This window comes from Flavobacterium pygoscelis, from assembly GCF_023162025.1.
GTDB lineage: Bacteria > Bacteroidota > Bacteroidia > Flavobacteriales > Flavobacteriaceae > Flavobacterium > Flavobacterium pygoscelis.
This window is the reverse complement of sequence record NZ_JALNUB010000001.1, coordinates 273212-299173: the sequence shown is the minus strand read 5'-3', so window position 1 is coordinate 299173 and position 25962 is coordinate 273212. Positions and strand designations below refer to the sequence as shown.

General features: G+C 30.6%; 23 protein-coding genes and 1 tRNA gene. 10 read left to right on the top strand and 14 right to left on the bottom strand.

Annotation, left to right across the window (positions count from 1 at the left end):
• Positions 1-125: 125 nt before the first annotated feature.
• Complete coding sequence (locus MW871_RS01230) at positions 126-1436, top strand: phenylacetate--CoA ligase family protein (protein WP_248427285.1); 1311 nt, start codon at positions 126-128, stop codon at positions 1434-1436.
• On the opposite strand, the gene MW871_RS01225 is transcribed toward MW871_RS01230, so the two are convergent.
• The 6 genes from MW871_RS01225 to MW871_RS01200 all read right to left on the bottom strand — a co-directional run bounded on the left by MW871_RS01225 (position 1420) and on the right by MW871_RS01200 (position 8431).
• Positions 1420-2193 (bottom strand): glycosyltransferase family 2 protein, encoded by a 774-nt coding sequence (locus MW871_RS01225; RefSeq protein WP_248427284.1) that lies wholly within the window; start codon positions 2191-2193, stop codon positions 1420-1422. The genes MW871_RS01230 and MW871_RS01225 overlap by 17 nt on opposite strands.
• 2 nt (positions 2194-2195) lie before the next feature.
• A complete protein-coding gene (locus MW871_RS01220) occupies positions 2196-3545 on the bottom strand; it encodes an exopolysaccharide biosynthesis polyprenyl glycosylphosphotransferase (protein ID WP_248427283.1) in 1350 nt (449 codons plus the stop codon).
• On the bottom strand, positions 3545-4528 hold the full coding sequence (locus MW871_RS01215) for a UDP-glucuronic acid decarboxylase family protein (RefSeq protein WP_188049286.1): 984 nt from the start codon (positions 4526-4528) through the stop codon (positions 3545-3547). The genes MW871_RS01220 and MW871_RS01215 overlap by 1 nt, the downstream gene beginning before the upstream one ends.
• A gap of 129 nt (positions 4529-4657) precedes the next feature.
• The gene (locus MW871_RS01210; RefSeq protein ID WP_188049285.1) at positions 4658-6337 is read right to left on the bottom strand and encodes a DUF6909 family protein; all 1680 of its coding nucleotides are present in this window, start codon (positions 6335-6337) and stop codon (positions 4658-4660) included.
• A gap of 36 nt (positions 6338-6373) precedes the next feature.
• A complete protein-coding gene (locus tag MW871_RS01205; protein WP_248427282.1) occupies positions 6374-7861 on the bottom strand; it encodes a GH3 family acyl-acid amido synthetase in 1488 nt (495 codons plus the stop codon).
• A gap of 51 nt (positions 7862-7912) precedes the next feature.
• A complete protein-coding gene (locus tag MW871_RS01200) occupies positions 7913-8431 on the bottom strand; it encodes a peptidase (protein WP_210645204.1) in 519 nt (172 codons plus the stop codon).
• A 212-nt stretch (positions 8432-8643) separates the two neighbouring features.
• Between MW871_RS01200 and tatA the strand changes: the two genes are divergently transcribed.
• On the top strand, positions 8644-8820 hold the full coding sequence (tatA, locus tag MW871_RS01195) for a twin-arginine translocase TatA/TatE family subunit (RefSeq protein ID WP_188049282.1): 177 nt from the start codon (positions 8644-8646) through the stop codon (positions 8818-8820).
• 74 nt (positions 8821-8894) lie between these two features.
• Here the strand turns inward: tatA and MW871_RS01190 are convergent, their stop codons facing one another.
• Together MW871_RS01190 and MW871_RS01185 are read right to left on the bottom strand one after the other, a co-directional pair.
• Positions 8895-11018: a Tex family protein gene (locus tag MW871_RS01190; RefSeq protein ID WP_248427281.1), complete on the bottom strand. Its 2124-nt coding sequence runs from the start codon at positions 11016-11018 to the stop codon at positions 8895-8897.
• 7 nt (positions 11019-11025) lie between these two features.
• Positions 11026-12150, bottom strand: a complete 1125-nt coding sequence (locus tag MW871_RS01185) for a Fic family protein (RefSeq protein ID WP_188049280.1) — start codon at positions 12148-12150, stop codon at positions 11026-11028.
• Positions 12151-12359: 209 nt separating this feature from the next.
• On the opposite strand from MW871_RS01185, the gene MW871_RS01180 reads away from it, so the two are divergent.
• Entirely contained in the window at positions 12360-12635 is a 276-nt protein-coding gene (locus MW871_RS01180; RefSeq protein WP_248427280.1) for a DUF1294 domain-containing protein, read from the top strand.
• Between the two features lie 119 nt (positions 12636-12754).
• On the opposite strand, the gene rpiB is transcribed toward MW871_RS01180, so the two are convergent.
• Both rpiB and MW871_RS01170 read right to left on the bottom strand, forming a co-directional pair.
• On the bottom strand, positions 12755-13183 hold the full coding sequence (gene rpiB / locus MW871_RS01175) for a ribose 5-phosphate isomerase B (protein WP_248427279.1): 429 nt from the start codon (positions 13181-13183) through the stop codon (positions 12755-12757).
• A 744-nt stretch (positions 13184-13927) separates the two neighbouring features.
• Complete coding sequence (locus tag MW871_RS01170) at positions 13928-14161, bottom strand: DUF2007 domain-containing protein (protein WP_188049277.1); 234 nt, start codon at positions 14159-14161, stop codon at positions 13928-13930.
• A 119-nt stretch (positions 14162-14280) separates the two neighbouring features.
• Between MW871_RS01170 and rnr the strand changes: the two genes are divergently transcribed.
• The 3 genes from rnr to MW871_RS01155 are packed head-to-tail and all read left to right on the top strand — an operon-like array spanning position 14281 to position 17865.
• Positions 14281-16473, top strand: coding sequence for a ribonuclease R (rnr, locus tag MW871_RS01165; protein WP_188049276.1), 2193 nt, complete (start codon positions 14281-14283; stop codon positions 16471-16473).
• Between the two features lie 4 nt (positions 16474-16477).
• Positions 16478-17146, top strand: coding sequence for a head GIN domain-containing protein (locus MW871_RS01160; RefSeq protein WP_248427278.1), 669 nt, complete (start codon positions 16478-16480; stop codon positions 17144-17146).
• Positions 17147-17187: 41 nt separating this feature from the next.
• Complete coding sequence (locus tag MW871_RS01155; protein ID WP_188049274.1) at positions 17188-17865, top strand: LysE family translocator; 678 nt, start codon at positions 17188-17190, stop codon at positions 17863-17865.
• Between the two features lie 1245 nt (positions 17866-19110).
• Here MW871_RS01155 and MW871_RS01150 read toward each other — a convergent pair.
• A tRNA-Cys gene (locus MW871_RS01150) sits at positions 19111-19181 on the bottom strand.
• A 127-nt stretch (positions 19182-19308) separates the two neighbouring features.
• On the bottom strand, positions 19309-19668 hold the full coding sequence (gene folB, locus MW871_RS01145; RefSeq protein WP_188049273.1) for a dihydroneopterin aldolase: 360 nt from the start codon (positions 19666-19668) through the stop codon (positions 19309-19311).
• A 109-nt stretch (positions 19669-19777) separates the two neighbouring features.
• Between folB and MW871_RS01140 the strand changes: the two genes are divergently transcribed.
• The 4 genes from MW871_RS01140 to MW871_RS01125 all read left to right on the top strand — a co-directional run bounded on the left by MW871_RS01140 (position 19778) and on the right by MW871_RS01125 (position 23178).
• Positions 19778-21880: a glutamine--tRNA ligase/YqeY domain fusion protein gene (locus MW871_RS01140; RefSeq protein ID WP_248427277.1), complete on the top strand. Its 2103-nt coding sequence runs from the start codon at positions 19778-19780 to the stop codon at positions 21878-21880.
• Between the two features lie 303 nt (positions 21881-22183).
• Complete coding sequence (locus MW871_RS01135; RefSeq protein ID WP_248427276.1) at positions 22184-22513, top strand: YtxH domain-containing protein; 330 nt, start codon at positions 22184-22186, stop codon at positions 22511-22513.
• A 38-nt stretch (positions 22514-22551) separates the two neighbouring features.
• Positions 22552-22902, top strand: a complete 351-nt coding sequence (locus MW871_RS01130) for a competence protein (RefSeq protein ID WP_248427275.1) — start codon at positions 22552-22554, stop codon at positions 22900-22902.
• Positions 22903-22905: 3 nt separating this feature from the next.
• Positions 22906-23178 carry a DUF6327 family protein gene (locus MW871_RS01125; protein WP_210645188.1) on the top strand — a complete coding sequence of 91 codons (273 nt, stop codon included), beginning with the start codon at positions 22906-22908 and terminating at the stop codon, positions 23176-23178.
• A gap of 32 nt (positions 23179-23210) precedes the next feature.
• Here the strand turns inward: MW871_RS01125 and MW871_RS01120 are convergent, their stop codons facing one another.
• Together MW871_RS01120 and gltX are read right to left on the bottom strand one after the other, a co-directional pair.
• Positions 23211-24197, bottom strand: a complete 987-nt coding sequence (locus tag MW871_RS01120; protein WP_210645186.1) for an SPFH domain-containing protein — start codon at positions 24195-24197, stop codon at positions 23211-23213.
• Positions 24198-24340: 143 nt separating this feature from the next.
• Positions 24341-25846 carry a glutamate--tRNA ligase gene (gene gltX / locus MW871_RS01115; RefSeq protein WP_248427274.1) on the bottom strand — a complete coding sequence of 502 codons (1506 nt, stop codon included), beginning with the start codon at positions 25844-25846 and terminating at the stop codon, positions 24341-24343.
• Positions 25847-25962: the final 116 nt, after the last annotated feature.

The following is a 25962-nucleotide window of genomic DNA, read 5'->3' as shown; positions in this document are numbered from 1 at the left end:
CCTTTTTCAAGGAGGTGCAAAAATAATTGCTTTTGGACGTAAAAAATAATTAATTTTCAAAAATTTGCCACTTCCTGATTATTAGTTGGTGGTATATATTATTTTTGATAAAATATCCTTGTAAAATGTTTCGAATTTTTGACTTATCGCTGTTATTAAATGGTTTTCCTATAGAGAAAGCTAAAAAGGAATTGCGAGAAATTCTAGCATTGTCTGAACAAGAACATGCCCTTTTTATAGAAAATAAAAAACAAGAAATTGTCACTTTTCATTTAGAAAACAATTCTTTTTATCAGGAATTAGTGGGTATAAAAACTTTTAAAAATTGGAATGATTTACCCATTTTAAATAAAAAAAATTTACAAAAACCATTATTAGAAAGGTTTTCTAAAGGATATTCTTCAAAAAATAGTTACATCAATAAAACTTCTGGTTCTAGTGGCGAGCCTTTTGTTTTTGCAAAAGATAAATACAGCCACGCTTTAACTTGGGCTTCAAATATATACCGTTTTAGTTGGTACGGAATTGATTTTAACACTTCCTTTCAAGCGCGTTTTTATGGAATTCCGCTGGATTTTTTAGGCAACAAAAAAGAAAGAGTCAAAGACTTTTTAAGCAATCGCTATCGTTTCTCTATTTTTAATTTATCAGATCCAGCATTAGAAGTGATGTTGAAAGAGTTTGAAAAAAAGAAATTTGATTATATTAATGGTTATACGAGTTCTATCGTTTTATTTGCAAAATTCCTCCAGAAAAAAAATATAATTTTATCGGATATTTGTCCCACTTTAAAAGTTTGTATTGTAACATCTGAGATGCTTTTTGAAGAGGATAAAATTCTATTAGAAAAGCAATTTGGCATTCCTATCGTCAATGAATATGGAGCTTCAGAACTGGATTTAATAGCTTTTCAAAATACGGAACAGCAATGGCAAGTAAATGCAGAAACACTTTTTGTAGAAATAATAGACGAAAATGATCAACCCGTTCCCTATGGTGTGTCGGGCCGAATCGTAATTACTTCCTTATTTAATAAAGCACATCCGTTTATTAGATATGATATTGGTGATATTGGAATACTAGATGAAAAAAGCACCTTACAAAAACCTATTTTAAAGAAATTATTGGGTCGTACTAATGACTTTGCCGTTTTACCTAGCGGCAAAAAAACGCCTGGTTTAACTTTCTATTACATTACAAAAAGTATTATTGAAGATGATGGAAACGTAAAGGAATTCGTGATTAAACAAACCAAATTAGATTTATTCGAAATCGAATATGTTAGCGAAAAAGAATTGAATTTAGAACAAATAAATAAAATTAAACAAGCTATTGATTTGTATCTGGAGCCTGATTTAAAATTTAAATTTACCAGAAAACGAATTCTAGATCGAAGCAATAGAGGAAAATTAAAACAATTTAAATCATTGCTTTAATATATCGTGGTTTTATCAGCAATTGTGTAAATAAAAATCCGGTCATACACAATAATGAAACGACTAAGTTATACCCATGAAAGGTTCTATAAACCTTAAAATTATGGTACACTAAATCAAATTTTGAAGCAGAGATCGAATTTTTTCGAATGCGATAATAGGCCAAACTTTCAGGAATTACTGGAGCTGATTTAATTTTTTGTAAAATCGTGAGCCACAACATCCAATCTTGACGCTTTCTGATAGACGAAATACTTATTTTTCCAAAATAATCAACATCATAAATTCCCGTGAGATTTCCAACATAATTACAAAAAAACAATTGTTGGTAACTCAGGATTAAAGGTGATTCGATTCTTTTATTCAATGCTTTTCCGTTTTCATCTATAATTTCGTAAAAAGAAAAAGTGAAAGGGATATTATTTATTTGGAGAAAATGTACTTGCTTTTCTAATTTTGTTGGTTTCCATACATCATCTGCATCTAAAAAAGCAATGTATTTTCCAGAAGTTTGACTCAAAGCTGTATTTCTAGCAATTCCGGTTCCTGCATTCTCATGATGTTTACAAATTTTTATCCGATTGTCTTTTTTAATAAATTCTTCTATAATCGAGATTGTAGTATCACTAGAAGCGTCATCTACAATAATCATTTCCCAGTTTTGATAGGTTTGATTTAAAACAGATTGAATTGATTCTGTAATGTATTTTTCAGAATTAAAAGCAGGCGTAATTATAGAAACCAATGGATTTTTCATGTTTAATAAGCTTTATCGTCGCCACGCAAAATATGGAATATCGTGATGAAAATGATTTTTATATCTAACAAAATAGACCAATTTTCAATATAAAAAATATCATATTTTACTCTATTAATTATATCAGTATCGGTTTCTACTTCGCCTCTATATCCTTTGGTTTGTGCTAATCCTGTGATTCCTGGTTTTACAAAATGTCGAACCATGAATTTATCGATTTTGGTAGCATATAAATCAGTAACACTGATCATATGTGGTCTTGGACCAACAACAGACATTTCTCCCAAGAAAACATTAAAAAACTGTGGCAATTCATCGATACTTGTTTTACGAATAAATTTTCCCACCTTAGTGATTCTAACATCATTTTTAGATGATAATTTCATATCGGCTGCATCGTTTAATTCCATCGATCGAAATTTATAACAATTGAAATTCTTAGAATTGATTCCGCTTCTTTTTTGAACAAAAAATAATGGTCCTTTCGATTCTAATTTTATTAAAACAGCCATTATAGGAAGCAACCATGACAATACGGTTATTATTATAAAGCAAGAAAAAACAAGATCAAAAATTCGTTTTATTACTTTATTAAAATCTTCTTCCTGCAAGATATTCCTCAAGGACATGACAGGAATGTAATCGTAAAATTCGAACTTTACATTGGAGGATAGGATTTGCTTTTCGTCGGGAATAAATTTTAATGTTTTAAAATTATTATCAGCAAAATCAATAATATCTGCAATTTGCTCTGGCGATAAATCGGCGATAGAACAATAAATTTCATCAATATTTTCTTCTGTTACAAAAGAAAGACATCTCTTTATACTTTCTTCATTTGCTTCTTTCAACAAAAAAACTTGGGTTAAGTTATAGCCATAATCTGGGTTTTCGGTAAAGAAATGTTTCAAAGGATTAATCCTTTGCTCATTCCCCAACAATACAACAGTTCTAAAATTTCCGCCGTACCAAACTCTATATTTTCTTAAAAAATAATAAATAGATACTTTGACAAAAAAAACAAGACTAACCGCTACAACTATGTAAAAAACAACTCTTTTTGGAGGATTAGATTCTGAATCAAACAACTCCAGAATCAAACAAAATAAACCAAACAAAGCAGCCTGTTTTATGGTTTTATTTGCAATTGCAATGCTCTTTGTATAGCGATATATTTCATAAAAACCGAGATAAATGGCAGTAAGTATCCATGCTGCGCTTATCAATATAACATACCAAAACTGATTGTCGTGAGGTATTAAATAAATACTCAAAACATTAATGATTATTAAATCAATCCAATATGAAAAAGGGCGAATGTAAACTGAATATCTTCCTACTTTTGTTTTCACTACTTGATATAGCTTGAAAAATCTTTATGCTCTTCCTTAGATAATTCTTCTTTTGACAAAGATCTAAAGTAATCATACGTTATTTTCATTCCTTCTGCACGACCAACTTTAGCTTCCCATCCTAGTAACTCTTTAGCCTTAGTGGTGTCTGGACGGCGTTGCAAAGGATCATTTACAGGAAGTTCATGATAGACTACTTTTTGATTGGTTCCGGTTAATTTTATAATTTCTTCGGCAAAATCTTTAATCGTAATTTCATCTGGATTTCCAATATTTACAGGATATACATAATCTGAATGTAACAATCTAAAAATTCCTTCTACTTGATCATCTACATAACAAAAAGAACGCGTTTGCATTCCGTCACCAAAAATGGTTAAATCTTCACCTCTTATGGCTTGGCCTATAAATGCCGGAATAACACGACCATCATTGAGTCGCATTCTTGGACCATAGGTATTAAAAATGCGAACAATTCTAGTTTCTACACCATGAAAAGTATGGTAGGCCATTGTAATAGATTCCTGAAATCGCTTGGCTTCATCATAAACACCTCTAGGACCAATCGTATTTACATTTCCATAATATTCTTCGGTCTGAGGATGAACTAGTGGATCACCATAAACTTCAGAGGTCGATGCAATAAGAATTCTTGCTTGCTTTACTCTAGCCAATCCTAAAAGATTATGTGTGCCTAAAGAACCCACTTTTAAGGTTTGAATCGGTATTTTTAAGTAATCTATCGGACTTGCGGGCGAAGCAAAATGAAGGATATAATCTAAATTTCCAGGAACATGAACAAACTTCGTAATATCGTGATGATAAAACTCGAAGTTTTCTAATTTAAAAAGATGTTCTATATTTTTTAAATCTCCTGTAATAAGGTTATCCATACCCATTACAAAATAACCTTCTTTTATGAAACGGTCACAAAGATGAGAGCCTAAAAATCCTGCAGCTCCAGTAATAAGTATTCTTTTCATATATTGATTATTATGTTGGATTTCTTCCTTAATTTACTAGGATTTGATTCTCCAATAAAGGTTTTACAAACTAGGGTAAGTTTGCGATATTCTGTTATTTTACTTCTTTAATACAGCGAATTGAATGTACTATTTAACCTGGAAAATTTGTTCCAATATTTTAATAGTAATCAAATAGGTTGGTTTTACTCCTGTTGTCCCTAAACCACCCGAAGCCAATGTACTTCCGGTTTCTAATGGATTATCTGAGGCGTAATACGCGTATCTTACCTTGACGTCATGAGGAACACTTTTTCTGATTTTAGATGCCGATTGTATTGCTTTTTGATAGTAAGAACCTTCCATTTCAAGACCAATAATTCCCCAAGTAGATTCATGGAAAAATTTTAGTAAATCTCTATTTTGTAATGAGGTTCCAAGTACTGTAACCATTGGTCCAGCAAAAACGGCAATGTCATTTCCTTCAAACATTTCTGCTGATAATTCATTTTCGAAAAAATAATTGTCTGCCGTACCTTCATTAATGTGGGCATTCGGAATCATAATATCTCCTTTTCCACCTTCTAGAATTCCTGCTTTCCCCATTATTGAAACCGACTCCACGTTCAAAAGAATGTCTTTTTTATAAGGCTTTAATAACTCGTCAATCGTTTCATAGGCTTGTTCACCAAAGGCATAATCCATAACAATAAGTACGGGTTTTTTATCACCAATAGTTGCGTTTGCAAATGATGTTTTAGACCAGTTTAATTTTGCTGTATCAAAAATCTGAACGTCAATATTAGTTCCAGAAGTATCTGGCAAAGAGATCATTCCGTGCTTTAAGGCTACATCCGAAACTTCATTTCTTAAAACATCTGCTCCAGATTTACTCAATTCCTCATAAATAAAGAAATCTGATTTGTCTTTGAACTTCGTTTTTAAAACCTCTGTTGCAAAAATAGAGTTCATAACCGAGTGCATGTTAGCACTAATAACATGAATAGGACGGTCTAAAAGTTTATTTTCTTCTAAAACCTTCTTAATATTTGTAGCCCAAACTTCACCGTGAATGTGATGTCCTAAGCGTTCTCTTAGAATAGGACTAAAGGTGATTGTTCGTTTATTATCATCAACAATTTCCTCTATTGCTAATTTTCCCAACCAAAAAATAACGTGCAAAAATCGGTCTGGCGAAGCGGTTGAACCAAAAGCATCATAAATATTTAAAACTTCCTCGAAAGTTCTACCTAAAATGTTTGCCGCATGCGAAATTGCTTTTTCTTTTTCTACAAGAGTCAGTTTTTTCTTTTGCGAAACAGCTTGCTCTAATTTAAACCAATCACGAGAAACTTCGCCTGCATCATCTAGTAAAACTCTATTTCTAATTTTATGAGATTCAATAAAAATAAATGTCAAATGCGTTAAAATATCATAAATATCAGATCGACCTCTTGTAATTTCAACATTCATTTGTTCCTCATCGATACGGTAACAATTGCGACGTCTTTTAGGCGGTACAATAGCCTGAAAATGGGATTTAGAATAGCCTTCATCCGAAGTTAAATTAATAAATCGGCATTCCTCTATTCCTACCGGAAGACGCTCAATTACATATAAAAGTCCGTTTAACTCTACCTTTTCTTCTCCAATGTTTCCGTAAATTTCTGGACGCAATGCCAGTAAAGCTTCACGTAACGTATCTCCAGAAACTCCCATAGGTTTGTAAAATCCTCTATTAAAAAGATGACGCATCGTAATGTACATTTTTTCAATAGCTGCTGATGATTCTTGTGCTCTCGAACGAGATATATTTTTTGTTTCTTTCATTTTCTAATTATTTTCTAACCTTCAAAGGTAAGACATTTATTTTCTTTTTAATAAATCGACAATCTTCCTATCGTTTGAAAGACGAGGAATTTTATTCTGGCCACCTAATTTACCGATCGATTTCATATAGTCTTGAAAACCATTTTTAACTACTGGAGTGACCACCAATTTTTGCAACACTTTACCAACGATCAAATCATCGTAATACATATTTTGCTTGCGCATCGCATTATCAATCGCTTGCGCAAAAGTTACGCTGTCTTCTGGTTCGTTCTCATACTCAATAAACCACTCATGATAAGGCAAACCAGTTGTTGGTGTAATTTGAGGAGCAACCGTAAATTCATTAATACGAATTGTAGTTCCTAAAATAGCTTCTTGCAAAGCACTTTCTACTTCTTTACCAATAACATGCTCTCCAAAAGCCGAAATATAATGCTTAATCCTACCTGAAACGATGATTCTATACGGTTTTAAAGATACAAATTGAACGGTGTCACCAATATTATAACCCCAAAGTCCGGCATTGGTTGAAATAATTAAAACATAATTCACATTTAAAGCTACTTCGCCAATCGTATACCGTTTAGGATTTTCTAAATGAAATTCGTCACTTTTTATAAATTCATAAAAAATACCACCATTTAAAAGCAATAACATTCCTTTTTCTTTCTGCGAATCTTGATAAGCAAAGAAACCTTCAGAAGCTGGAAATAACTCGATGCTATCTACTTTTCTTCCAATTAAATTTTCAAATTTAGCGCGATAGGGTTCATAATTGACACCGCCATAAATGAATAAATTAAAATTTTTGAAAATTTCACCAATATTCTTCCCTCCTTTTTCCTGCAATTTTTCAAAATACATTTGCACCCAAGAAGGAATTCCTGAAATCACAGACATATCCTTGTCAAAAGTTTCCTCTACAATTGCATTTACTTTGGTTTCCCAATCTTCAATACAGTTGGTTTCCCATGAAGGCATTCTATTTTTTTGAAGGTATTTGGGAACAAAATGAGCTACAATTCCAGATAAACGACCTAGTTTTACTCCATTTTTCTCTTCTAAAATTGGACTTCCTTGTAGAAAAATCATTTTTCCATCAACAAAATCAGATTTTCCCGTTTCATGAATATAGTGCAGAATGGCATTTCTAGCCGCTTCAATATGATATGGCATGGATTCCTTTGTTAACGGAATGTATTTGGCACCAGAAGTAGTTCCTGAAGTTTTGGCAAAATATAACGGCTTGCCTTTCCAAAGAATATTTTCAGCTCCGTTAACCACTTGATCTACATAAGGTTTTAATGCTTCGTAATCCCGAACGGGAACTTGTTGAGCAAAATCAGTTGTAGTTTTTATTTTTTCAAAATCATGATCTTTACCAAACTGTGTGTTTTTAGCCTCTTTGATTAAATGCAAAAAAACTTTTTTTTGTGTTTCCACAGGATTATTAACCCAAACTTGTGTTTTATTGTATATTTTTTGTGCAAACAATTTTGCTGCGATAGATTTTATAGACATAGTTGTTTTAGTTTTGCCAAAAAGGCACAAAGGCAGAGGATATTGCTTGTTTTATTTCTTATTCTTTTCTTTCTTAGAAACTGGCTTTTTAGTTAATAAACTAGTTTTTTCTTCTTCAGAAACCTCTTTTCTTAATTCTAATTCTTCCTTAGAGGCTTTTAATAATTCGGGTTCAACCAATTCATCAGTAGAGGCTAGTATTGAATCTTTATTAAATTTGGCATATTCTAATTGACCTGTAAGTACTTTTTTAATCGATAAAATATAGGCTTCATTTTTCTTTAATGCGGTAGTCAAAGAATCCGATTTTAAAGCCAATTCAGTAGCATCTTTTTTTAGTTTAGAAGAGGAATAACCGGGTATAAATTCTCTAAGAGGTGTAAAAGCAATAATAAAAGTAGTCACTGTAATAATAATTACCGCTCCTAAAGTGGCAAATATAAACACATTCATCAAGGTAAGTTTAAAAGAAAATGTTTCTTCAAAAGTATCTTCGTTTAAAATAATTAAACGTCTTTTATTGAATAAATTTTCTTTGATTTTACGTCTCTTGAGCTTCTTTTTAGGCATCGTATTTTATTATTGAACAAATATAACAATTATTGTTGTTGATTGTATTCGTAAGTGTTTGTCACAATGCTCTTACCTAAATTTATTTTTAATAAATTTTTAACGCTTTTGAAACCAAATAAATGCATTAAAATACTTTTCCATTAAGGAATTCTATATACCTTTGCCCAACGTTTTAGTACAAATTTGCTGCGGCAATAAATTATTCAATCATGGGAAGATTAGGTGTTACAGAAATCCTGGTTATATTAGCTGTTGTTTTATTACTTTTTGGAGGTAAAAAAATTCCAGAATTAATGAAAGGTTTAGGAAGCGGAATTAAAGAATTCAAGAATGCCGCTAAGGATGACCAACCAGCAAATAAAAAAGAAGACGAAACAAAAGAATAAATTTCTTTAATTTCAATATTAAAAAAATCCAAATTACATAAGGTAAACTTATGTAATTTGGATTTTTTTGTTGGTTATAGTATCATCGTTAATTGAATCCTTTTTCTATCCTCATCAACCTCAGTAACTTTTACCTGAACGTGTTGGTGTAATTTTACTACTTCATTTACATCGCTTACAAAACCCGCTTTGAGTTGTGAAATATGAACTAAGCCACTTTCTTTCACACCAATATCAACAAAACATCCAAAATTGGTAATATTATTGACAATTCCCGGCAAAATCATTCCAGATTTTACATCTTTTATTGATTTCACATTGGGATCAAATTCAAAAACCTTAGCCGACTTTCTAGGATCTAATCCTGGTTTTTCGAGTTCTTTAATAATATCTTTTAACCCTAGTAAACCTATTTCTGGTGTACTGTAATTTTCTGGTTTTATTAAAGCTGTTTTTTCAGGATTAGCAATTAAATCATTGACTGTCAATTTTAAATCCTTAGCCATTTTTTCAACAATTCCGTAGGCCTCAGGATGGACTGCCGAGTTATCTAGCGGATTTTTAGCATTCGAAATTCGGATAAATGCAACACCTTGTTGGTACGCTTTTTCTCCTAATCTTGGCACTTTTTTGAGTTGCTTTCTGTCTGTAAATGGGCCATTTTCCGATCGATATTGAACGATATTCTCGGCCAACTTCTCTCCTATTCCACTCACATAACTCAATAAGTGTTTACTGGCAGTATTGATATTAATTCCAACCGAGTTCACGCAACGAATTACGGTATTATCCAATTCTTCTTTTAATTTATTTTGATCTACATCATGTTGGTATTGTCCAACACCAATCGCTTTTGGGTCAATTTTTACCAATTCAGCCAACGGATCCGAAAGTCGCCTACCTATAGAAACTGAACCTCGAACCGTAACATCATAATTAGGAAATTCGTCTCTGGCAATTTTTGAGGCTGAATATACAGAGGCACCAGCTTCACTGACAATAAAAACTTGTACGGGTTTATCAAAAGCAATTTTCTTAATAAAAAATTCTGTTTCACGAGATGCGGTTCCGTTTCCTATAGAAATAGCATCAATTTTATAGGAATTCACCATCGAACGAATTTTTTTCATCGCCATCGCTTCCTCTTTTTGTGGTGCGTGCGGATAAATCGTTTCATTGTATAACAAATCTCCTTTTTCGTCTAAACAAACAATTTTACAACCACTTCTAAATCCTGGATCAATCGCTAAAATTCGTTTTTCTCCTAAGGGCGGTGCCAATAATAACTGTCCTAAATTATTAGCAAAAACCTGAATAGAATTGGCATCAGCCTTAACCTTTGCTTCTTGCAAACTTTCATTTGAAATGGCAGGATTTAAAAGACGTTTAAAACTATCCTCAATAGCAAGCTGCACATGAGAAGTTGAATTGCTTTGTTTTTTTAAAATTATTTCATCAATTAAATCGTAAACTTCCTCTGTATCTACTTCGATTTTCATTTTTACAAAACCTTCGTTTTCAGCTCGAAGCATCGCTAATAATCGATGGGAAGGTGTTTTACTTAAAGGCTCTGACCAATCAAAATACTGATTGAATTTTTGAGCATTTTCGTCCTCTTTTTTAGATTTTACAACTTTTGTGGTAATACTAGCTTTCCTTTGATACAATCTACGCAATTGCTTACGCACATAAATGTTTTCGTTAATCCATTCTGCAATAATATCTCTAGCTCCTTGCAAAGCCAATTCTTCATTGATTATATTGTCATTCACATATTTTGTTGCCAAGAAATCGATATCTTCATTACCTTGAGCCATAATAATCTTAGCTAAAGGTTCTAATCCGTTTTCACGAGCCACATCAGCTTTTGTTTTTTTCTTCTTTTTAAAAGGCAAATAAAAATCTTCTAATTCCTGTAAATCAAAACTTGTTTCAATTTTAGATTTTAATTCAGGGGAAAGTGCTTTTTGCTCTTCAATAGATTTTAAAATAGCCTCTTTACGTTTTACAATAACTTCATATTCCTTTTGAAACTTAGCTATATTTTCAATTTGAACTTCATCTAGATTTCCTGTTGTATCTTTTCGATAGCGAGAAATAAAGGGAATTGTACAATCTTCTTGTAATAATTGAACCGTATTTTGGATGTTAATAGCTGTGGTAGCTACAAACTTTGCTATAAATTGTATGTTAGTCATTAGAATTTTAATTGAATAATTTTATATAATTTTTAAATACATATACTTTGCCTCTTTTCCCACCAGTTATTTCTTTTAGAATATCCATACTTACTAATTCTTCTAAAATTTTATAAGCTGTAGCTTGTGAAACACCAGTAATATCTACAATTTTAAATACATTAACTGTTGGTTTTTGATAGAGAACTTCCATAATACTCAGTAAGTGATGGCTTCTATTCCCAGTTTTTTTAATTTTATCTTCTATTTCTTTTTTCAATTTTAAAACAGCATCAAAGGTTTCAATTCCACTTTTAGCCGTTTCAATAACACCAACCAAGAAAAATTTAAACCATTGTTTTAAATCATTTTTGGTCCTTACATTCATCAAATTATCATAATAAAACTGTCGGTTTCTTTCAAAAAAATCAGATAAATATAAAATTGGCTTTTTTAGAATAGTTTTATCAACCAAATAAAGTGTTATCAACAATCGTCCAACTCTTCCGTTACCATCTAAAAAAGGATGAATAGTTTCAAATTGATAGTGAATTAAAGCAATTTTAAGTAAATCAGGAAAATAAAAATCTTCATTGTGTGCAAATTTTTCTAAATCACTCATTAGTTCTGACACCGAATTATGAACTGGCGGAATAAAAGTAGCATCATTTATAGAAGCACCACCAATCCAATTTTGACTTGTTCGAAATTCACCAGGTTGTTTATTATGACCTCTAACTCCTTGAAGCAATGTTTTATGAGTTTCCTTAATCAAGCGAGTAGAAAACGGTAAAGTCTCCAGCTGTTTGATCGCAGTATTCATAGCTTCAATATAATTTTGAACTTCTTCCCAGTCGTCTCTTTTATCTAAAACTATATCTTCTATATCTAATAACGCTTCTTCAATATTAGTCTGTGTTCCTTCAATTTTACTACTTTGTGTAGCTTCTTTAAGGACGTGCATACTAATAAACATATCAATGTTTGGAATATATTCTGAATACATATCCAATCTTCCTAATTGTCTATCAGCTTTTGAGAGTAATTGTTGAATTTCCATATCTTCAAGCAACCAAATTTTATCAATAAAGGAGGGTTGAAAACTTTTATAATAGCCTTGATTTTCAAAATTGCCTGATTTGTAATTCTTCATTTCTAAAACTTTTTTAAAACAAATATAGTTCTTAATTTAATTTTTACACTGTTTTTAAATTAAGAGCGTTCCTTAATTTAAAAAATACTTATTATTTAAATTAAGATTCCTGTGTCAATAAATTTTATGGGATATTTAAAATAAATCATTTACTATTCTTAAATAATAGCTATTTTTAAAATATTCTAAACTTTATAAAAAAAACAAAAATGTTTGTATTTATTGTATATCTATTAGTAATTAATACTTTATCATTTATACAAATTGGCTACGATAAAAATTTAGCTAAAAAAAACAAAAGCCGCATTTCTGAAAAAGCACTACTCTCATTTGTTTTTCTTGGAGGAACAATTGGTTCAGGATTAGCAATGCTTATTTTTAGACATAAAACCTCTAAAAAAAGTTACTTACTAAAGTTTTGGTTTATTGTTGTAATGCAGTTGCTTTTAACATATTTTGTTTATAATTATCTATTATCCAAATAATTGTAAACAAAAGGGTTTATTGGTTTTAATTACATTTTTAATTCATTTAAAGAGCATAAAAAAAGCCCAGTTTTATCAACTGAGCTCCTATTTATTTGGTGCGAAGCACCGCAATTTTTTTAGCAAGAAATTTTATCCACTCTATTTTGATGTCTTCCGCCTTCAAAATCAGTATTTAAGAAAGTTTCAACCATTTCTACTGCTTGTGCAACAGAAGTATAACGTGCAGGAATACTAATAATATTGGCATCGTTATGCTGACGCGCTAAAGCTGCAATTTCTTTCATCCAACACAAAGCAGCACGAACTTTTTGATGTTTGTTAGCCGTCATCGCAATTCCGTTACCGCTTCCGCAAATAATAATTCCAAAATCAGCTTTTCCTTCGGCAACATCTGTTGCAACGGGATGACCAAAATCAGGATAATCAACACTTGCTGTAGTATCGGTTCCGTAATTAGTTACCTCATATCCTTTTGCTTGAAGCATATCTACAATTGCTTTTTTGTAATCTGGTCCTGCGTGATCATTTCCTATTGAGATTTTCATACTCTATTTTTTAAGTTGTGTGCTGCAAATTTAAATAAAGTAAGTCTATACTATTCAATAAAAATGAGGGTTATTTTAAGCAAGACTTTAATTATATGTACAATAATATTATTTAGTTATAATAAACAACTTAAGCAGCAGTAAACCATTAGATTATGAGTTATCAACAATTATATCGGTTCTATAAATAGTTGATAATCAATGTTAATTATAAAATAAATATGTTAAAATTTTGCATTGTTAATAGTGAAAGCTAACTACTTGATATTCAGTTAACCTTAAATTAACATTTATTGTTCATAACTTAGGATAGAATATTAGAAGTTTTTTTTGGATATCAATAAAAAATACCTAATCCAAAACCGACATTAGAAATCCTAATTTAGTTAGCTTATTTTTTAGAATAGTTATCAATATTAAAAAGTAGGTTATCAACAAAAAATGATAGTTGAAGTTATTTACAAATTCAATATAAAAAGGGTTATCAACGATTGTTAATTACTATTGAAAAAAGCTTAGAAACGAATACTTTATAAAAATATAAGTATGTTGATAACTCAATATAACCTCTTGAAACTTGATTTCAATGCTTTTTAAAATAAATTTATTGCAACTATTAACAAGCTATAATAACAACCAAGAAAGATTTTAAATTTAAATTTTCTTTTTGTTTATATTAATATATGTTGACAACTTTCAAAAAAAATAAACTTTCAAAAAAATTATTTGAGAATGAGCACTACTTTAAACGATGGTCAAATTGTTATTTAGGTTATCCAATAACTCTTGCACTTTTTCAAAATCGTTTGGATGAATTTTAAGTTTAATTCCGCCCAAAGCATTTGAATACATTGGTGCAAAAGAGGACATAATTTCATTTTCAAAAAAATAATGAATTTCTTCTTGATCTAATAAATGTTTCAGGACAACGATTTCATGTGAATAATTGAAAATTGCCACTGTTTTGAATTCTTCCATATTTATACTTTTTATAAAGATACAACTATTCTGTAAAGTTATATTTTCTTTAAATATGGCTTATCTTTATCGATAACAGTTTACTATTTTGTAATTTTAGACTTTTAAGAAAAGAATTTATGAGTAAAAGATTAAGAAAGCCGATAAAAAAAGGGAAAGATTTCTCCGATAAAATAATAAAAATATTATCGCAAAGTGCTAATAAAGCATTCAATTATAAACAAATAGGAGCAAAGCTAGAGCTTGATGATACCGAAAGTAGAAATCAAATTATAAAAGATTTAAAGATTTTAGCTTCACAAAATAAAATTATTGAATCAGAACCAGGAAAATATTTAATTAAAGCAGTTAGTAAAGATTATTACGAAGGTAAAATTGATATGACTGGTCGTAAAACAGCTTATTTTGTTTGTGCTGATCTTGACGAAGATGTATTTATCCCGACCAATAATCTGAATCACGCTTTAGATAAAGATATTGTCAAAGTTTATGTGTACAATAAAAGACAAGGTAAAAAACCAGAAGGTGAAGTTATTGAGGTTATAGAAAGACACAAAACTGATTTCGTTGGTGTAATTGATATACAAGCCAATTTTGCTTTTGTTTCTACTGCAAATCCAAAAATGTATACTGATATTTTTATTCCAAAAGATAAAATAGGAGAGGCAGAGCAAGGAGATGTAGTTTTAGTTCATATTGAAGATTGGCCAGCCAAAGCAGACAGTCCTTTTGGATCTGTTATAAAAGTGTTAGGAAAACCAGGAGAACATGATACTGAGATTCATGCTATTCTTGCCGAATATGGTTTGCCATCAGAATTTCCTATTGAAGTAGAGACCTTTGCACAAAAAATAGATACCTCTATAACCGAAAGTGAAATTGCCAAACGTCGTGACATGCGCGATACGTTGACTTTTACTATCGATCCAAAAGATGCGAAAGATTTTGATGATGCCTTATCTTTCAAAAAATTAGAAAATGGTAATTATGAAATTGGTATTCACATTGCCGATGTTTCGTATTATCTTCAAGAAGGAACAATCCTAGATGATGAAGCGTATCAAAGAGCAACTTCTGTATATTTAGTAGATAGAGTAGTGCCCATGTTACCCGAAGTATTATCAAACTTTGCTTGTTCATTGCGTCCAAATGAAGAGAAATATACCTTTTCTGCAGTGTTTGAAATCAATGAAGATTCGCAAGTAATGAATCAATGGTTTGGAAGAACAGTTATTTTTTCTGATCAACGTTTTGCTTATGAGGAAGCACAATACATCATAGAGACTAAAGACGATACAATTCCCGAAGAAATTTCTATTACAGGTAGTTCTTATAAAGTTTCTGAAGATATTGTAGCAGCGACGCTAAAATTAGATTCGCTCGCTAAAATTCTTAGAAAAAAGAGAATGGCCGAAGGAGCGATCACTTTTGATAAAGTAGAAGTGAAGTTCAATTTAGATGAAAACGGAGAACCTCAAGGTGTTTATTTTAAAGTTTCTAAAGATGCCAATCATCTAATTGAAGAGTTTATGTTATTGGCCAACAGAAAAGTAGCTGAATATATTGGTAAGCAAAAGAAAACTTTTATTTATAGAATTCACGATGAGCCAAACGAAGATAAGTTAATTGCCATGCAAACTGTAATTGCAAAGTTTGGTTATAAAATAGATTTCCGTAATAAAGGCGATATTTCTAAATCATTGAATAGCTTAATGGAGCAAGTAAATGGTAAAAAAGAGCAAAATCTTATTGATACATTGGCTATTAGAAGTATGAGTAAAGCCAAATATTCTACAGATAATATTGGTCATTATGGTTTAGCATTTGATTTTTATTCTCATTTTACGTCGCCTATTCGTCGTTATCCAGATATTATGGTGCATAGATTGTTACAGCATTATCTTGATGGAGGAAAATCTGTAGATGAAGAAACCTATGAAACCAAATGTTTGCATTCTTCAACCATGGAAGGTTTGGCAACCAATGCAGAACGCGATTCTATCAAATACATGCAGGTTAAATACATGCAAGATCATAAAGATGAAGAATTCCTGGGTGTTATTTCTGGTGTTACCGAATGGGGTATTTATGTCGAAATTATCGAAAATAAATGCGAAGGAATGTGTAGAATTAGAGATATTAAAGATGATTATTACACATTTGATGAAAAACAATATGCGCTAAAAGGAGAAACTTCTGGTAAATTATTACAATTAGGAGACGAAATTTACGTTAAAGTAAAAAATGCCGATTTAGTAAAAAAACAATTGGACTTTAATTTTTTAAGAAGAGTGGAAGAACCATTAAAATAAAAAAATGAAAAAAGTAGTAATTATTGCATTGGTGCTTTTAGCACAATTTACACATGCACAAGTAAGTAGAAACCTAGGTGATTTTGATCAAGTAAAAGTTTTTGATAAAATTTCAGTTCAGTTGATAGCTGCAAACGAAAACAAATTAGAAATTACTGGATCACGTGCTGCAGAAGTTGAAACGGTCAATAAAAATGGAGATTTAAAAATAAGAATGCCTTTTCCAAAGCTATTATCTGGGAATGATATTGTGGTGAAGTTATATTACAAAAATCTAGAAAGTATTGCAGTAAGTGAGGGAAGTTCTATAACTAGTGCGAATGATTTTAAACAAACTAGTTTAGAGTTAAATGCAAAATCGGGTGGTGAATTAAGCTTAAATGTTGATGTTGAAAAGGTAAGTGTAAAAGTAAATTCAGGCGGAATTATTTCTCTTTCTGGTAAATCTACCAATCAAAATGTAGCTATTACTTCTGGAGGTATTCTAAATGCTAAAGATTTAAATACTTCTCAAACTACTATTACAGTTTCTGCAGGAGGACAAGCTGAAATTAATGCTAGTACTTTGGTTGAGGCTAAAGTAAAAGCTGGAGGCTCTATTTTTATCTATGGAAAACCAAAACAAATTAACCAAGAAATTTTTATTGGTGGAATAATTTTGGAAAAAAATTAGTAAATTACATTAGATTTGTTGGTAATAAATGTACATTTTTGATGGTAAACGATATTTTAGCAGGTATTCCTTGGGGAATTTTCTTAAGTTTTATGATAGGTCCTGTATTCTTTATTTTGCTAGAAACTAGTATTTTAAAAGGATTTAGAGCCGCTTTAGTTTTTGATTTAGGTGTAATTTTAGGAGATATTGTTTTTATCGGAATTGCTTATTTAGGTAGTTTCAGATTAATTCAAAACTTAAAAGACAAGCCTGCTCTTTTTATTTTTGGAGGAATATTAATGTTAGTTTATGGTTTGATATCTTTTATTAAATTAAAAAATGAACAGAAAATCAATACCGATTTGATTGATAAAGAGATTATAAAAAAGAACTATGGAAGTTTATTTGTAAAAGGTTTCTTTTTGAATATTATAAACATAGGAGTTCTTGGTTTTTGGTTGGCAGTAATTATCTCGGTAGGACCAAAACTAGAAATGCAAAACTCAAGAATGATAACTTTTTTTGTAACCGTAATTTTGTCTTATTTAATTGTTGATTGTATCAAAATAATCTTGGCAAAACAGTTAAAGAATAAATTGACACCAGTAAATATTTTAAAAATTAAAAAAGGAATCAGTATTGTTTTAATGGTTTTTGGAACAGTTTTAATCACACAAGGTTGGTTTCCAAAAGAAAAAGAAATGGTAAAACATGCCTTAGAAAAAATTGATAAATAAGCTTTTAAAAGTTTTATTAATAACACTATATCCTAATTCTGAATAATTATTCAGAATTAGGATTTTTTTATACCCACTATTTAATAGTTGAATATTAGATACTTAATTAATTATAATCGAAATATTGGAACTTACTAATAATTTATATTCTCTTTTTAATAAGCTTGTAAGGTGACAAATAGTTTAAAAAGTTTTAATTAAAATTATCTAAAAAACAGTCATAGAACCTCCAAGTTTCCTTGAAGGTTTCAGAGGCATCGTCAGGATTCGAACACTATCTTTAATTAATTTTTGTTAAAAATTAGACCTAAAAAAACCTCCAAGTTCCTTGAAGGTTTTAGAGGCATCGTCCGGATTCGAACACTATCTTTAATTAATTTTTCTTAAAAATTAGACCTAAAAAAAACCTCCAAGTTTACTAGAAGATTTCAGAGGCTTTGTCCGGATTCGAACACTATCTTTCATTAATTTTTCTTAAAAATTAGACCTAAAAAAACCTCCAAGTTTCGTTGAAGGTTTCAGAGGCATCGTCAGGATTCGAACACTATCTTTCATTAATTTTTCTTAAAAATTAGACATAAAAAAAACCTCCAAGTTTCGTTGAAGGTTTCAGAGGCATCGTCAGGATTCGAACACTATCTTTCATTAATTTTTATTAAAAATTAGACATAAAAAAAACCTCCAAGTTTCCTTGAAGGTTTTAGAGGCATCGTCCTAATTCGAACATTATCTTTAATTAATTTTTCTTAAAAATTAGACATAAAAAAACTCTAAGTTTTCTTGAACGTTTCAGAGGTATCGTCGGGATTAGAAAACTATCTTTAATTAATTTTTCTTAAAAATTAGACATAAAAAACCTCCAAGTTACCTTGAAGGTTTCAGAGACATCGTCCGGATTCGAACACTATATTTAATTAATTTTCTTAAAAATTAGACATAAAAAAAACCTCCAAGTTTCCTTGAAGGTTTCAGAGGGATCGTTCGGATTCGAACACTATTTTTAATTAATTTTTCTTAAAAATTAGACATAAAAAAAACCTCCAAGTTTCCTTGAAGGTTTTAGAGGGATCGTTCGGATTCGAACACTATTTTTAATTAATTTTTCTTAAAAATTAGACCTAAAAAAAACCTCCAAGTTTCCTTGAAGGTTTTAGAGGCATCGTCCGGATTCGAACACTTTCTTTAATTAATTTTTGTTAAAAATTAGACATAAAAAAAACCTCCAAGTTTCCTTGAAGGTTTCAGAGGCATCGTCCGGATTCGAACCGGAGTAGGAGCTTTTGCAGAGCCCAGCCTAGCCACTCGGCCACGACGCCAATTATTTATTGGTTTGCAAATGTACTATAAAAAAATCAAATTCCAAATTTCAAATTCTAAATAAAACAGATAATTATTTTCCTTTAAAATATGAAATCTTAAATCGCTACTCAACAATAATTAATATTAACTTCTGTATTCTTCCATTTCAATCGTAACCGCTTCAACATCACCACCAATAGGAGGATTCAATTTAGAAACTCCAACAATTATTCTAGAAACTTCTGGAATTTCATTAAAAACACGGTTGATAATTCGATGCGCTACATGTTCTAATAAATCAGAACGAATTGCCATTTCTTCTACCACAATGCTGTTTAAAAGCACATAATCTACGGTATCTTTCAAATCATCTGATATGCTTGATTTTCTTAGATCCGTTTTGACCTCTAGATTGACTATATAATCAGATCCAATTTTTCCTTCTTCGATTAGACAACCGTGGTAGGAGTAGGTTCTAATATTTTTTAGTTTAATAATTCCCATTTTTTATTTAATATATTGTTTGTTGAAAAATTCAGTTCTGAAAGAAAACTGCAAAGTGTAAAGTGATAACTGTAAACTTTTTTATCTTTGCTAAAATTAAGAAAAAAATATGTCAACCGAAGAAAAATCACTCCATTTTATAGAACAAATCATTGAGGATAGTTTGTCCAATGGTTTTCCAAAAGATAAATTACGTTTCCGTTTTCCACCAGAACCTAATGGATATTTACATATTGGTCATGCCAAATCCATTTGTTTGAACTTTGGTTTAGGTTTAAAGTACAATGCTCCAGTTAATTTACGTTTTGATGACACCAATCCAGCCAAAGAGGAGCAGGAGTATGTTGACGCTATTAAGGAAGATTTGAAATGGTTGGGATTTGATTGGACAGAAGAATTATATTCTTCCGATTATTTTCAGCAGTTGTATGAATGGGCTGTTGCTATGATCAAAAATGGTAAAGCGTATGTAGACAGTCAATCTTCTGAAGATATGGCGATTCAAAAAGGAACGCCTACACAACCTGGTGTTGATGGTCCTTATAGAAATCGTACTATAGCAGAAAATCTAGCTTTATTTGAAGCCATGAAAAATGGTGATTATCCAGAAGGAAGTCACGTTTTACGTGCTAAAATTGACATGAAATCAACAAATATGTTGATGCGAGATCCTTTGATGTACAGAATATTACATCGTCATCATCATAGAACTGGTAATGATTGGAATATTTATCCTATGTACGATTATGCGCATGGCGAAAGTGATTATATAGAGCAAATTTCACATTCTATTTGTACATTAGAATTTGTAATGCACAGGGAACTATACAATTGGTTTTTAGACCAAATTTATGATGCAAATAAAGTGCGTCCCCATCAATACGAATTTGCCCGTTTGAACTTGAATTACACGGTAATGAGCAAACGTAAACTTTTGCAGTTAGTTCAAGAAAATATAGTAAATGGTTGGGATGATCCAAGAATGCCAACTATTTCTGGATTAAGAAGAAGAGGGTACACTGCAGCTTCTATTCGTAAATTTTGTGAAATTATAGGCGTGGCCAAAAGAGAAAATGTAATCGATTTTTCCCTATTAGAATTTTGTTTGCGTGAAGATTTAAACAAAACGGCTCCAAGAGTAATGGCTGTTTTAGATCCAATTAAACTTGTAATTACTAATTATCCTGAAGATAAAGAAGAATGGCTTGAAGCAGAAAATAATCAAGAAGATGAAAGTGCTGGTTTTAGAAAAGTTCCTTTTTCAAGAGAATTATATATTGAGAGAGAAGACTTTTTAGAAGAAGCTCCAGCTAAATTTTTCCGTTTGAGTTTGGGTAAAGAAGTCCGTCTTAAAAATGCTTATATTATTAAAGGTGAACATGTTGTAAAAGACGCATCAGGTACTATTACAGAAATTCATGTTACTTACGATGAAGATAGTAGAAGTGGAAGTGGGAGCGAAGCAAGCCAAAGAAAAGTTGCAGGAACCTTGCATTGGGTGACTATAAAACATGCTATTGAAGCTGAAGTTCGTTTGTACGATCGTTTGTTTATTGATGAAGCACCAGACAGTCATAAAGAGAAAAATTTCTTAGAATTTATGAATCCAAATTCTCTGGAAGTTATAAAAGGTTTTGTAGAGCCAAGTTTAGCTACTGTTCAAGCAGGAGAAAAATTCCAGTTTCAACGTTTAGGATATTTTAATGTGGATAAAGATTCGACCGAAGATAAAATTATCTTTAATAAAACGGTTGGCTTAAAGGATGCTTGGGAGGAAAAAGGTAAGAAAGAAGAAAATTTATTGATGAATACCCAAAAAGAAATCAATAAATACGTTAAAGAAAAAGAGGAGAATAATGCACTTTTGATTTTAAATTCTATTATTGCTAACATCAAAAGTATCGATAATTACAGTTTAATTATTCAAACTGTTGTCAAAAATATTAAGAATGATAACAACGCTTTATTATTTTCTAATTTGATTTTACAACATTCTGATAAAGTAAAAGTAAAAGATATTGATGCGGAAACTTTGACTAAGTTATATACAATGTCTTTAAAAAGTCAATTGGCTGCTGTTCGAATTTTAGCGATTGAAAATTTACAAGTTGATCTTACTAATTTTAATCTTTTTGAAAACCAACTTTCTGAATTAAAAAAGATTGAAAAAAATGAAAAAGTGTTACAATTATTAACACATCTTAAAATATAATATTTATTTATTAAATAGATTTTATTTATAAAAAGCTTTCTTTAAGAAAGCTTTTTTTTATTATTGTAATTTTTTATTACTATTTTATTTTTAATAAGTAGTTTTGATTGAAAATGACCTTCATAGATTGAATTTAAAGCATTATTTTAAAATAATTAGCAAAGAATATCGTGTTGTAAATTGCGTTTATTAAACGGTTTGTATTGGCTTTATAGTTTGTATATATATACTTTAACGACTTGTTAACGGGAACTTGTTAATAATTTTGTAACTTTATAGAACAAACTTTCAAAATATATAATTATGTCTAAAAATTCAGGAAATACATTAGCAGCAATTTTAGTAGGAGTAGCCGTTGGAGCAGGCTTAGGAATTTTATATGCTCCAGATAAAGGATCTAAAACTAGAAAAAAAGTTAAAGATGGTTTTGATGATGCTAAAAGTGATTTGCATCACAAATTAGATTCGGTAACGTCAGAGTTTAGTAAAAAATTAAATGCTGCCAAATTTGATCTTGAAGATACATATCAAGATTTAGTTTCAAACATGAGTCATAAAACAGAAGATGTAATTTCTTTTCTTGAAAATAAATTATCGGATTTGAAAAAGCTAAATGCAAAACTTCAAAAATAATTTAATTTAACTATTTTAACATACCCAATACAAACTATATGGCTTTTGAAGAATTAAAAGAAAATACAGAGGAAATTCAGGAAGAAATTCATGCTTATATTAAAACTAATGTTTCCTACTATAAGTTATGGGGTTTTAAAGTAGCGATGAAATCGACTACAATGATTCTTAAATTCTCCTTGATTTTATTGTGTTTGAGTATGGTATTATTATTTTGTTCGATAGCAGGAGCATTGGCAATTGGAAAATCTTTAGAAAATTATCCTCTAGGTTTTTTAATTATTGGTGGTATATATCTTTTAATCACTAGTTTGTTATTTTTAATAAAAGACAAAATTGTTGAAGGACCTATTTTAGAGAAATTTTCAGAAATATTTTTTAACGACTAAATTATGGGAATCAAAAAATATACGTCTTATTCTCAAATAGATAGAGAACTCGAAATTTTAAAGATTGAAAAGGAAATTAGTTATGAAAAATTGGTTTTTGGTGTAAAGAAAACAAAGGAAAACTTAACACCTCAAAATATTGTAAGTGATTTAATTAGTACTTACAGTTCAGCTATTCCTTATGGAGCTCTTGTTTCTGCAAGTGTTCCGTTTGTACTTAATAAAGCAATTCCGTTTATAAAGAATTGGTTTACCAAAAGAAAAAGAGGCTTATAAGCCTCTTTTTTCTTTTTAAATACTATTTTAATTTATTCTTCTGTTTCAGGGTTACTAGGAGCTTCTGGTAACTTGTAATCAGTTCTATTTTGTTTTTTAGGATTAGATTTGTCATTTCTAATTTTCATCATTTCGCCCACTTGATTAGAAGCGCTAAATGACGCGATCATATTATTTAGCATGTCACTACCAGCTTGTGGGGAATTAGGTAGTAAAATCAAGTTAGAATTAGCATCAGCACCAATAGCTTGTAGTGTATCATAATGCTGAGTAACAACAATTAAAGCAGAAGCTTCCTGAGAATTAATTCCTACTCGGTTTAATACATCAACACTTTCTACTAATCCTTTTGCAATCTCTCTTCTCTGATTTGCAATACCTTGACCTTGCAAACGTTTACTTTCTGCTTCTGCTTCCGCTTTAGCCACAATTCTAATTCTCGAAGCTTCTGCTTCAAACTCAGCAACTGTTTTCTCTCTATCGGCTGCATTTATTCTGTTCATCGCATTTTTTACTTGAATATCGGGATCAATATCAGTTACCAAAGTATTGATGATTGTATAACCATAAGTAGTCATTGCTTCATTTAATTCTCTTTTTACTGCTACTGCAATATCATCTTTTCTTTCAAAAACATCATCTAAGATTAATTTTGGAACTTCTGCACGAACAACATCAAATACGTAAGAGGTAATTTGGTCGTGTGGATATTCTAATTTATAAAATGCATCATAAACCGTTTCCTTTACAACCATAAATTGAACGGAAACTTTAAGTTTCACAAAAACGTTGTCTTTAGTTTTAGTTTCGATGATCACATCTAATTGTTGAATTTTAAGATTCACACGTCCTGCAATTCTATCTATTACGGGAATTTTTAATTGTAAACCAGATTGTCGGATACTTAAAAACTTACCAAAACGTTCTATAACAACAGCTGTTTGTTGTCTTACTGTGAAAAAAGAAGATAACAGAATAAACAACCCAAACACAAATAGGATAATTAATGCGACATTCATATTGTTTTTATTTTAGTTAAAAATTAACTGACAATTTACAAAATTAAAACTAGGTTTCTGATGTTAATAATTATTTAAAAAATTAGCTCGATTTTATCCATTTTAAATCCAAAAAAAAGCCCTGAATTTCAGGGCTAATATTGTTATAATGTAGTAATTGCTTTTTCTATTCTTTTAATGGTTTCTTGTCTTCCTATGATTTCTACAATATCAAATAGGTGAGGACCTTTGAGAGCACCTACCAAACTCAATCGGAAAGGTTGCATTATTTTACCCATTCCAATTTCATTTTTTGTCATCCAGTCTTTTACTATCGTTTCAATATTAGTAGATGTAAAATCTGTGATTTCTCCAAGAACTGAAATTAACTCTTGCATTAAAGCTGGAGTTTCTGACTTCCAATTTTTAGTTGCTTTCTCATCATAGTTTGTTGGAGCTTCAAAAAAGAAATCACTCATTTCCCAAAATTCCGATACGAAATGTGCACGTTCTTTTATCAAAGAAACTATTCTAATCAAATTATCATCTGTAACCTGGATATTTTTTTCAGCTAAAATAGGAGCGAAGGCTTTTGCTAGATCAGAATCTTTTTGCTTCATTAAATATTGATGATTGAACCATTTGTTTTTTTCTGGATCAAATTTTGCACCCGCTTTATGAACTCTATTCAAATCAAAACAAGTTACCAATTCTTCTAGACTGTACAATTCTTTTTCGGTTCCGTCGTTCCAACCTAATAATGCTAAAAAGTTAAGTACCGCTTCAGGAAAAAATCCTTTTTCTCTGTAACCAGAAGAAATTCCTTCTTCGGTTTTCCAATCTAATGGAAATACAGGAAAACCTAATTTATCACCATCTCGTTTCGATAATTTTCCGTTACCAATTGGTTTCATTATTAATGGTAAATGAGCGAATATGGGAGCATCCCATCCAAAAGCTCTGTACAATAAAACATGTAAAGGCATTGACGGTAACCATTCTTCTCCACGAATTACATGTGAAGTTTCCATTAAATGATCATCTACAATATTAGCCAAATGGTATGTTGGCATTCCGTCACTTTTAAACAATACTTTATCATCTAAAAGATTCGTTTCAAATTTTATATCTCCACGAATAATGTCATGTAAATGCAATGTTTCATTTACTGGAGTTTTAAAACGAATTACATAATGTTCTCCATTAGCAATTCTTTGAGCTGTTTCCTCTTTAGAAATTATTAATGAAGTATCTAGTTTTTCACGATTATGATGATTGTATATAAAAGTTTTTCCTTGTTCTTCTTCTTCTTTTCTAATAGCATCAAGCGCTTCAGCTGTATCAAAAGCATAATACGCATTACCAGAATTAATTAAATCCTTAGCATATTGTTGGTATAAATCTTTTCTTTCGCTTTGACGGTAGGGACCAAATTTTTCATTTACACCCATGGTTTCGTCTGGAGAAATTCCAAGCCATTTTAAGGCTTCCAATATATATTCTTCTGCTCCTGGAACATAACGGTTTTGATCTGTATCTTCTATTCGCAAGAAGAAAACACCATTGTTTTTTTTGGCAAATAAATAGTTGAATAATGCGGTACGAACTCCGCCAATATGTAAAGGTCCAGTTGGACTAGGTGCAAAACGCACACGAACTTGTTGAGACATCTTTGATAATTTTGGTGTAAAGATACGATTCTAAGTATAAAATTGTAAAATGAATTCATTTCTAATAGAATACTAATTTGTTGTATTTTTTAAATTTTACAGTTTTTCTTATTTGT

What these genes read in the sequence shown, in the direction of transcription:
- MW871_RS01185 (WP_188049280.1), bottom strand. Translation starts at nt 12,150, where the DNA reads ATGAAGAATTACAAATCAGGCAATTTTGAAAATCAAGGCTATTATAAA.
- MW871_RS01230 (WP_248427285.1), top strand. Translation starts at nt 126, where the DNA reads ATGTTTCGAATTTTTGACTTATCGCTGTTATTAAATGGTTTTCCTATA.
- gltX (WP_248427274.1), bottom strand. Translation starts at nt 25,846, where the DNA reads ATGTCTCAACAAGTTCGTGTGCGTTTTGCACCTAGTCCAACTGGACCT.
- MW871_RS01155 (WP_188049274.1), top strand. Translation starts at nt 17,188, where the DNA reads ATGGTAAACGATATTTTAGCAGGTATTCCTTGGGGAATTTTCTTAAGT.
- MW871_RS01125 (WP_210645188.1), top strand. Translation starts at nt 22,906, where the DNA reads ATGGGAATCAAAAAATATACGTCTTATTCTCAAATAGATAGAGAACTC.
- folB (WP_188049273.1), bottom strand. Translation starts at nt 19,668, where the DNA reads ATGGGAATTATTAAACTAAAAAATATTAGAACCTACTCCTACCACGGT.
- rpiB (WP_248427279.1), bottom strand. Translation starts at nt 13,183, where the DNA reads ATGAAAATCTCAATAGGAAATGATCACGCAGGACCAGATTACAAAAAA.
- rnr (WP_188049276.1), top strand. Translation starts at nt 14,281, where the DNA reads ATGAGTAAAAGATTAAGAAAGCCGATAAAAAAAGGGAAAGATTTCTCC.
- MW871_RS01120 (WP_210645186.1), bottom strand. Translation starts at nt 24,197, where the DNA reads ATGAATGTCGCATTAATTATCCTATTTGTGTTTGGGTTGTTTATTCTG.
- MW871_RS01160 (WP_248427278.1), top strand. Translation starts at nt 16,478, where the DNA reads ATGAAAAAAGTAGTAATTATTGCATTGGTGCTTTTAGCACAATTTACA.
- MW871_RS01210 (WP_188049285.1), bottom strand. Translation starts at nt 6,337, where the DNA reads ATGAAAGAAACAAAAAATATATCTCGTTCGAGAGCACAAGAATCATCA.
- MW871_RS01190 (WP_248427281.1), bottom strand. Translation starts at nt 11,018, where the DNA reads ATGACTAACATACAATTTATAGCAAAGTTTGTAGCTACCACAGCTATT.
- MW871_RS01180 (WP_248427280.1), top strand. Translation starts at nt 12,360, where the DNA reads ATGTTTGTATTTATTGTATATCTATTAGTAATTAATACTTTATCATTT.
- MW871_RS01130 (WP_248427275.1), top strand. Translation starts at nt 22,552, where the DNA reads ATGGCTTTTGAAGAATTAAAAGAAAATACAGAGGAAATTCAGGAAGAA.
- MW871_RS01140 (WP_248427277.1), top strand. Translation starts at nt 19,778, where the DNA reads ATGTCAACCGAAGAAAAATCACTCCATTTTATAGAACAAATCATTGAG.
- MW871_RS01215 (WP_188049286.1), bottom strand. Translation starts at nt 4,528, where the DNA reads ATGAAAAGAATACTTATTACTGGAGCTGCAGGATTTTTAGGCTCTCAT.
- MW871_RS01200 (WP_210645204.1), bottom strand. Translation starts at nt 8,431, where the DNA reads ATGCCTAAAAAGAAGCTCAAGAGACGTAAAATCAAAGAAAATTTATTC.
- MW871_RS01135 (WP_248427276.1), top strand. Translation starts at nt 22,184, where the DNA reads ATGTCTAAAAATTCAGGAAATACATTAGCAGCAATTTTAGTAGGAGTA.
- MW871_RS01170 (WP_188049277.1), bottom strand. Translation starts at nt 14,161, where the DNA reads ATGGAAGAATTCAAAACAGTGGCAATTTTCAATTATTCACATGAAATC.
- MW871_RS01225 (WP_248427284.1), bottom strand. Translation starts at nt 2,193, where the DNA reads ATGAAAAATCCATTGGTTTCTATAATTACGCCTGCTTTTAATTCTGAA.
- tatA (WP_188049282.1), top strand. Translation starts at nt 8,644, where the DNA reads ATGGGAAGATTAGGTGTTACAGAAATCCTGGTTATATTAGCTGTTGTT.
- MW871_RS01205 (WP_248427282.1), bottom strand. Translation starts at nt 7,861, where the DNA reads ATGTCTATAAAATCTATCGCAGCAAAATTGTTTGCACAAAAAATATAC.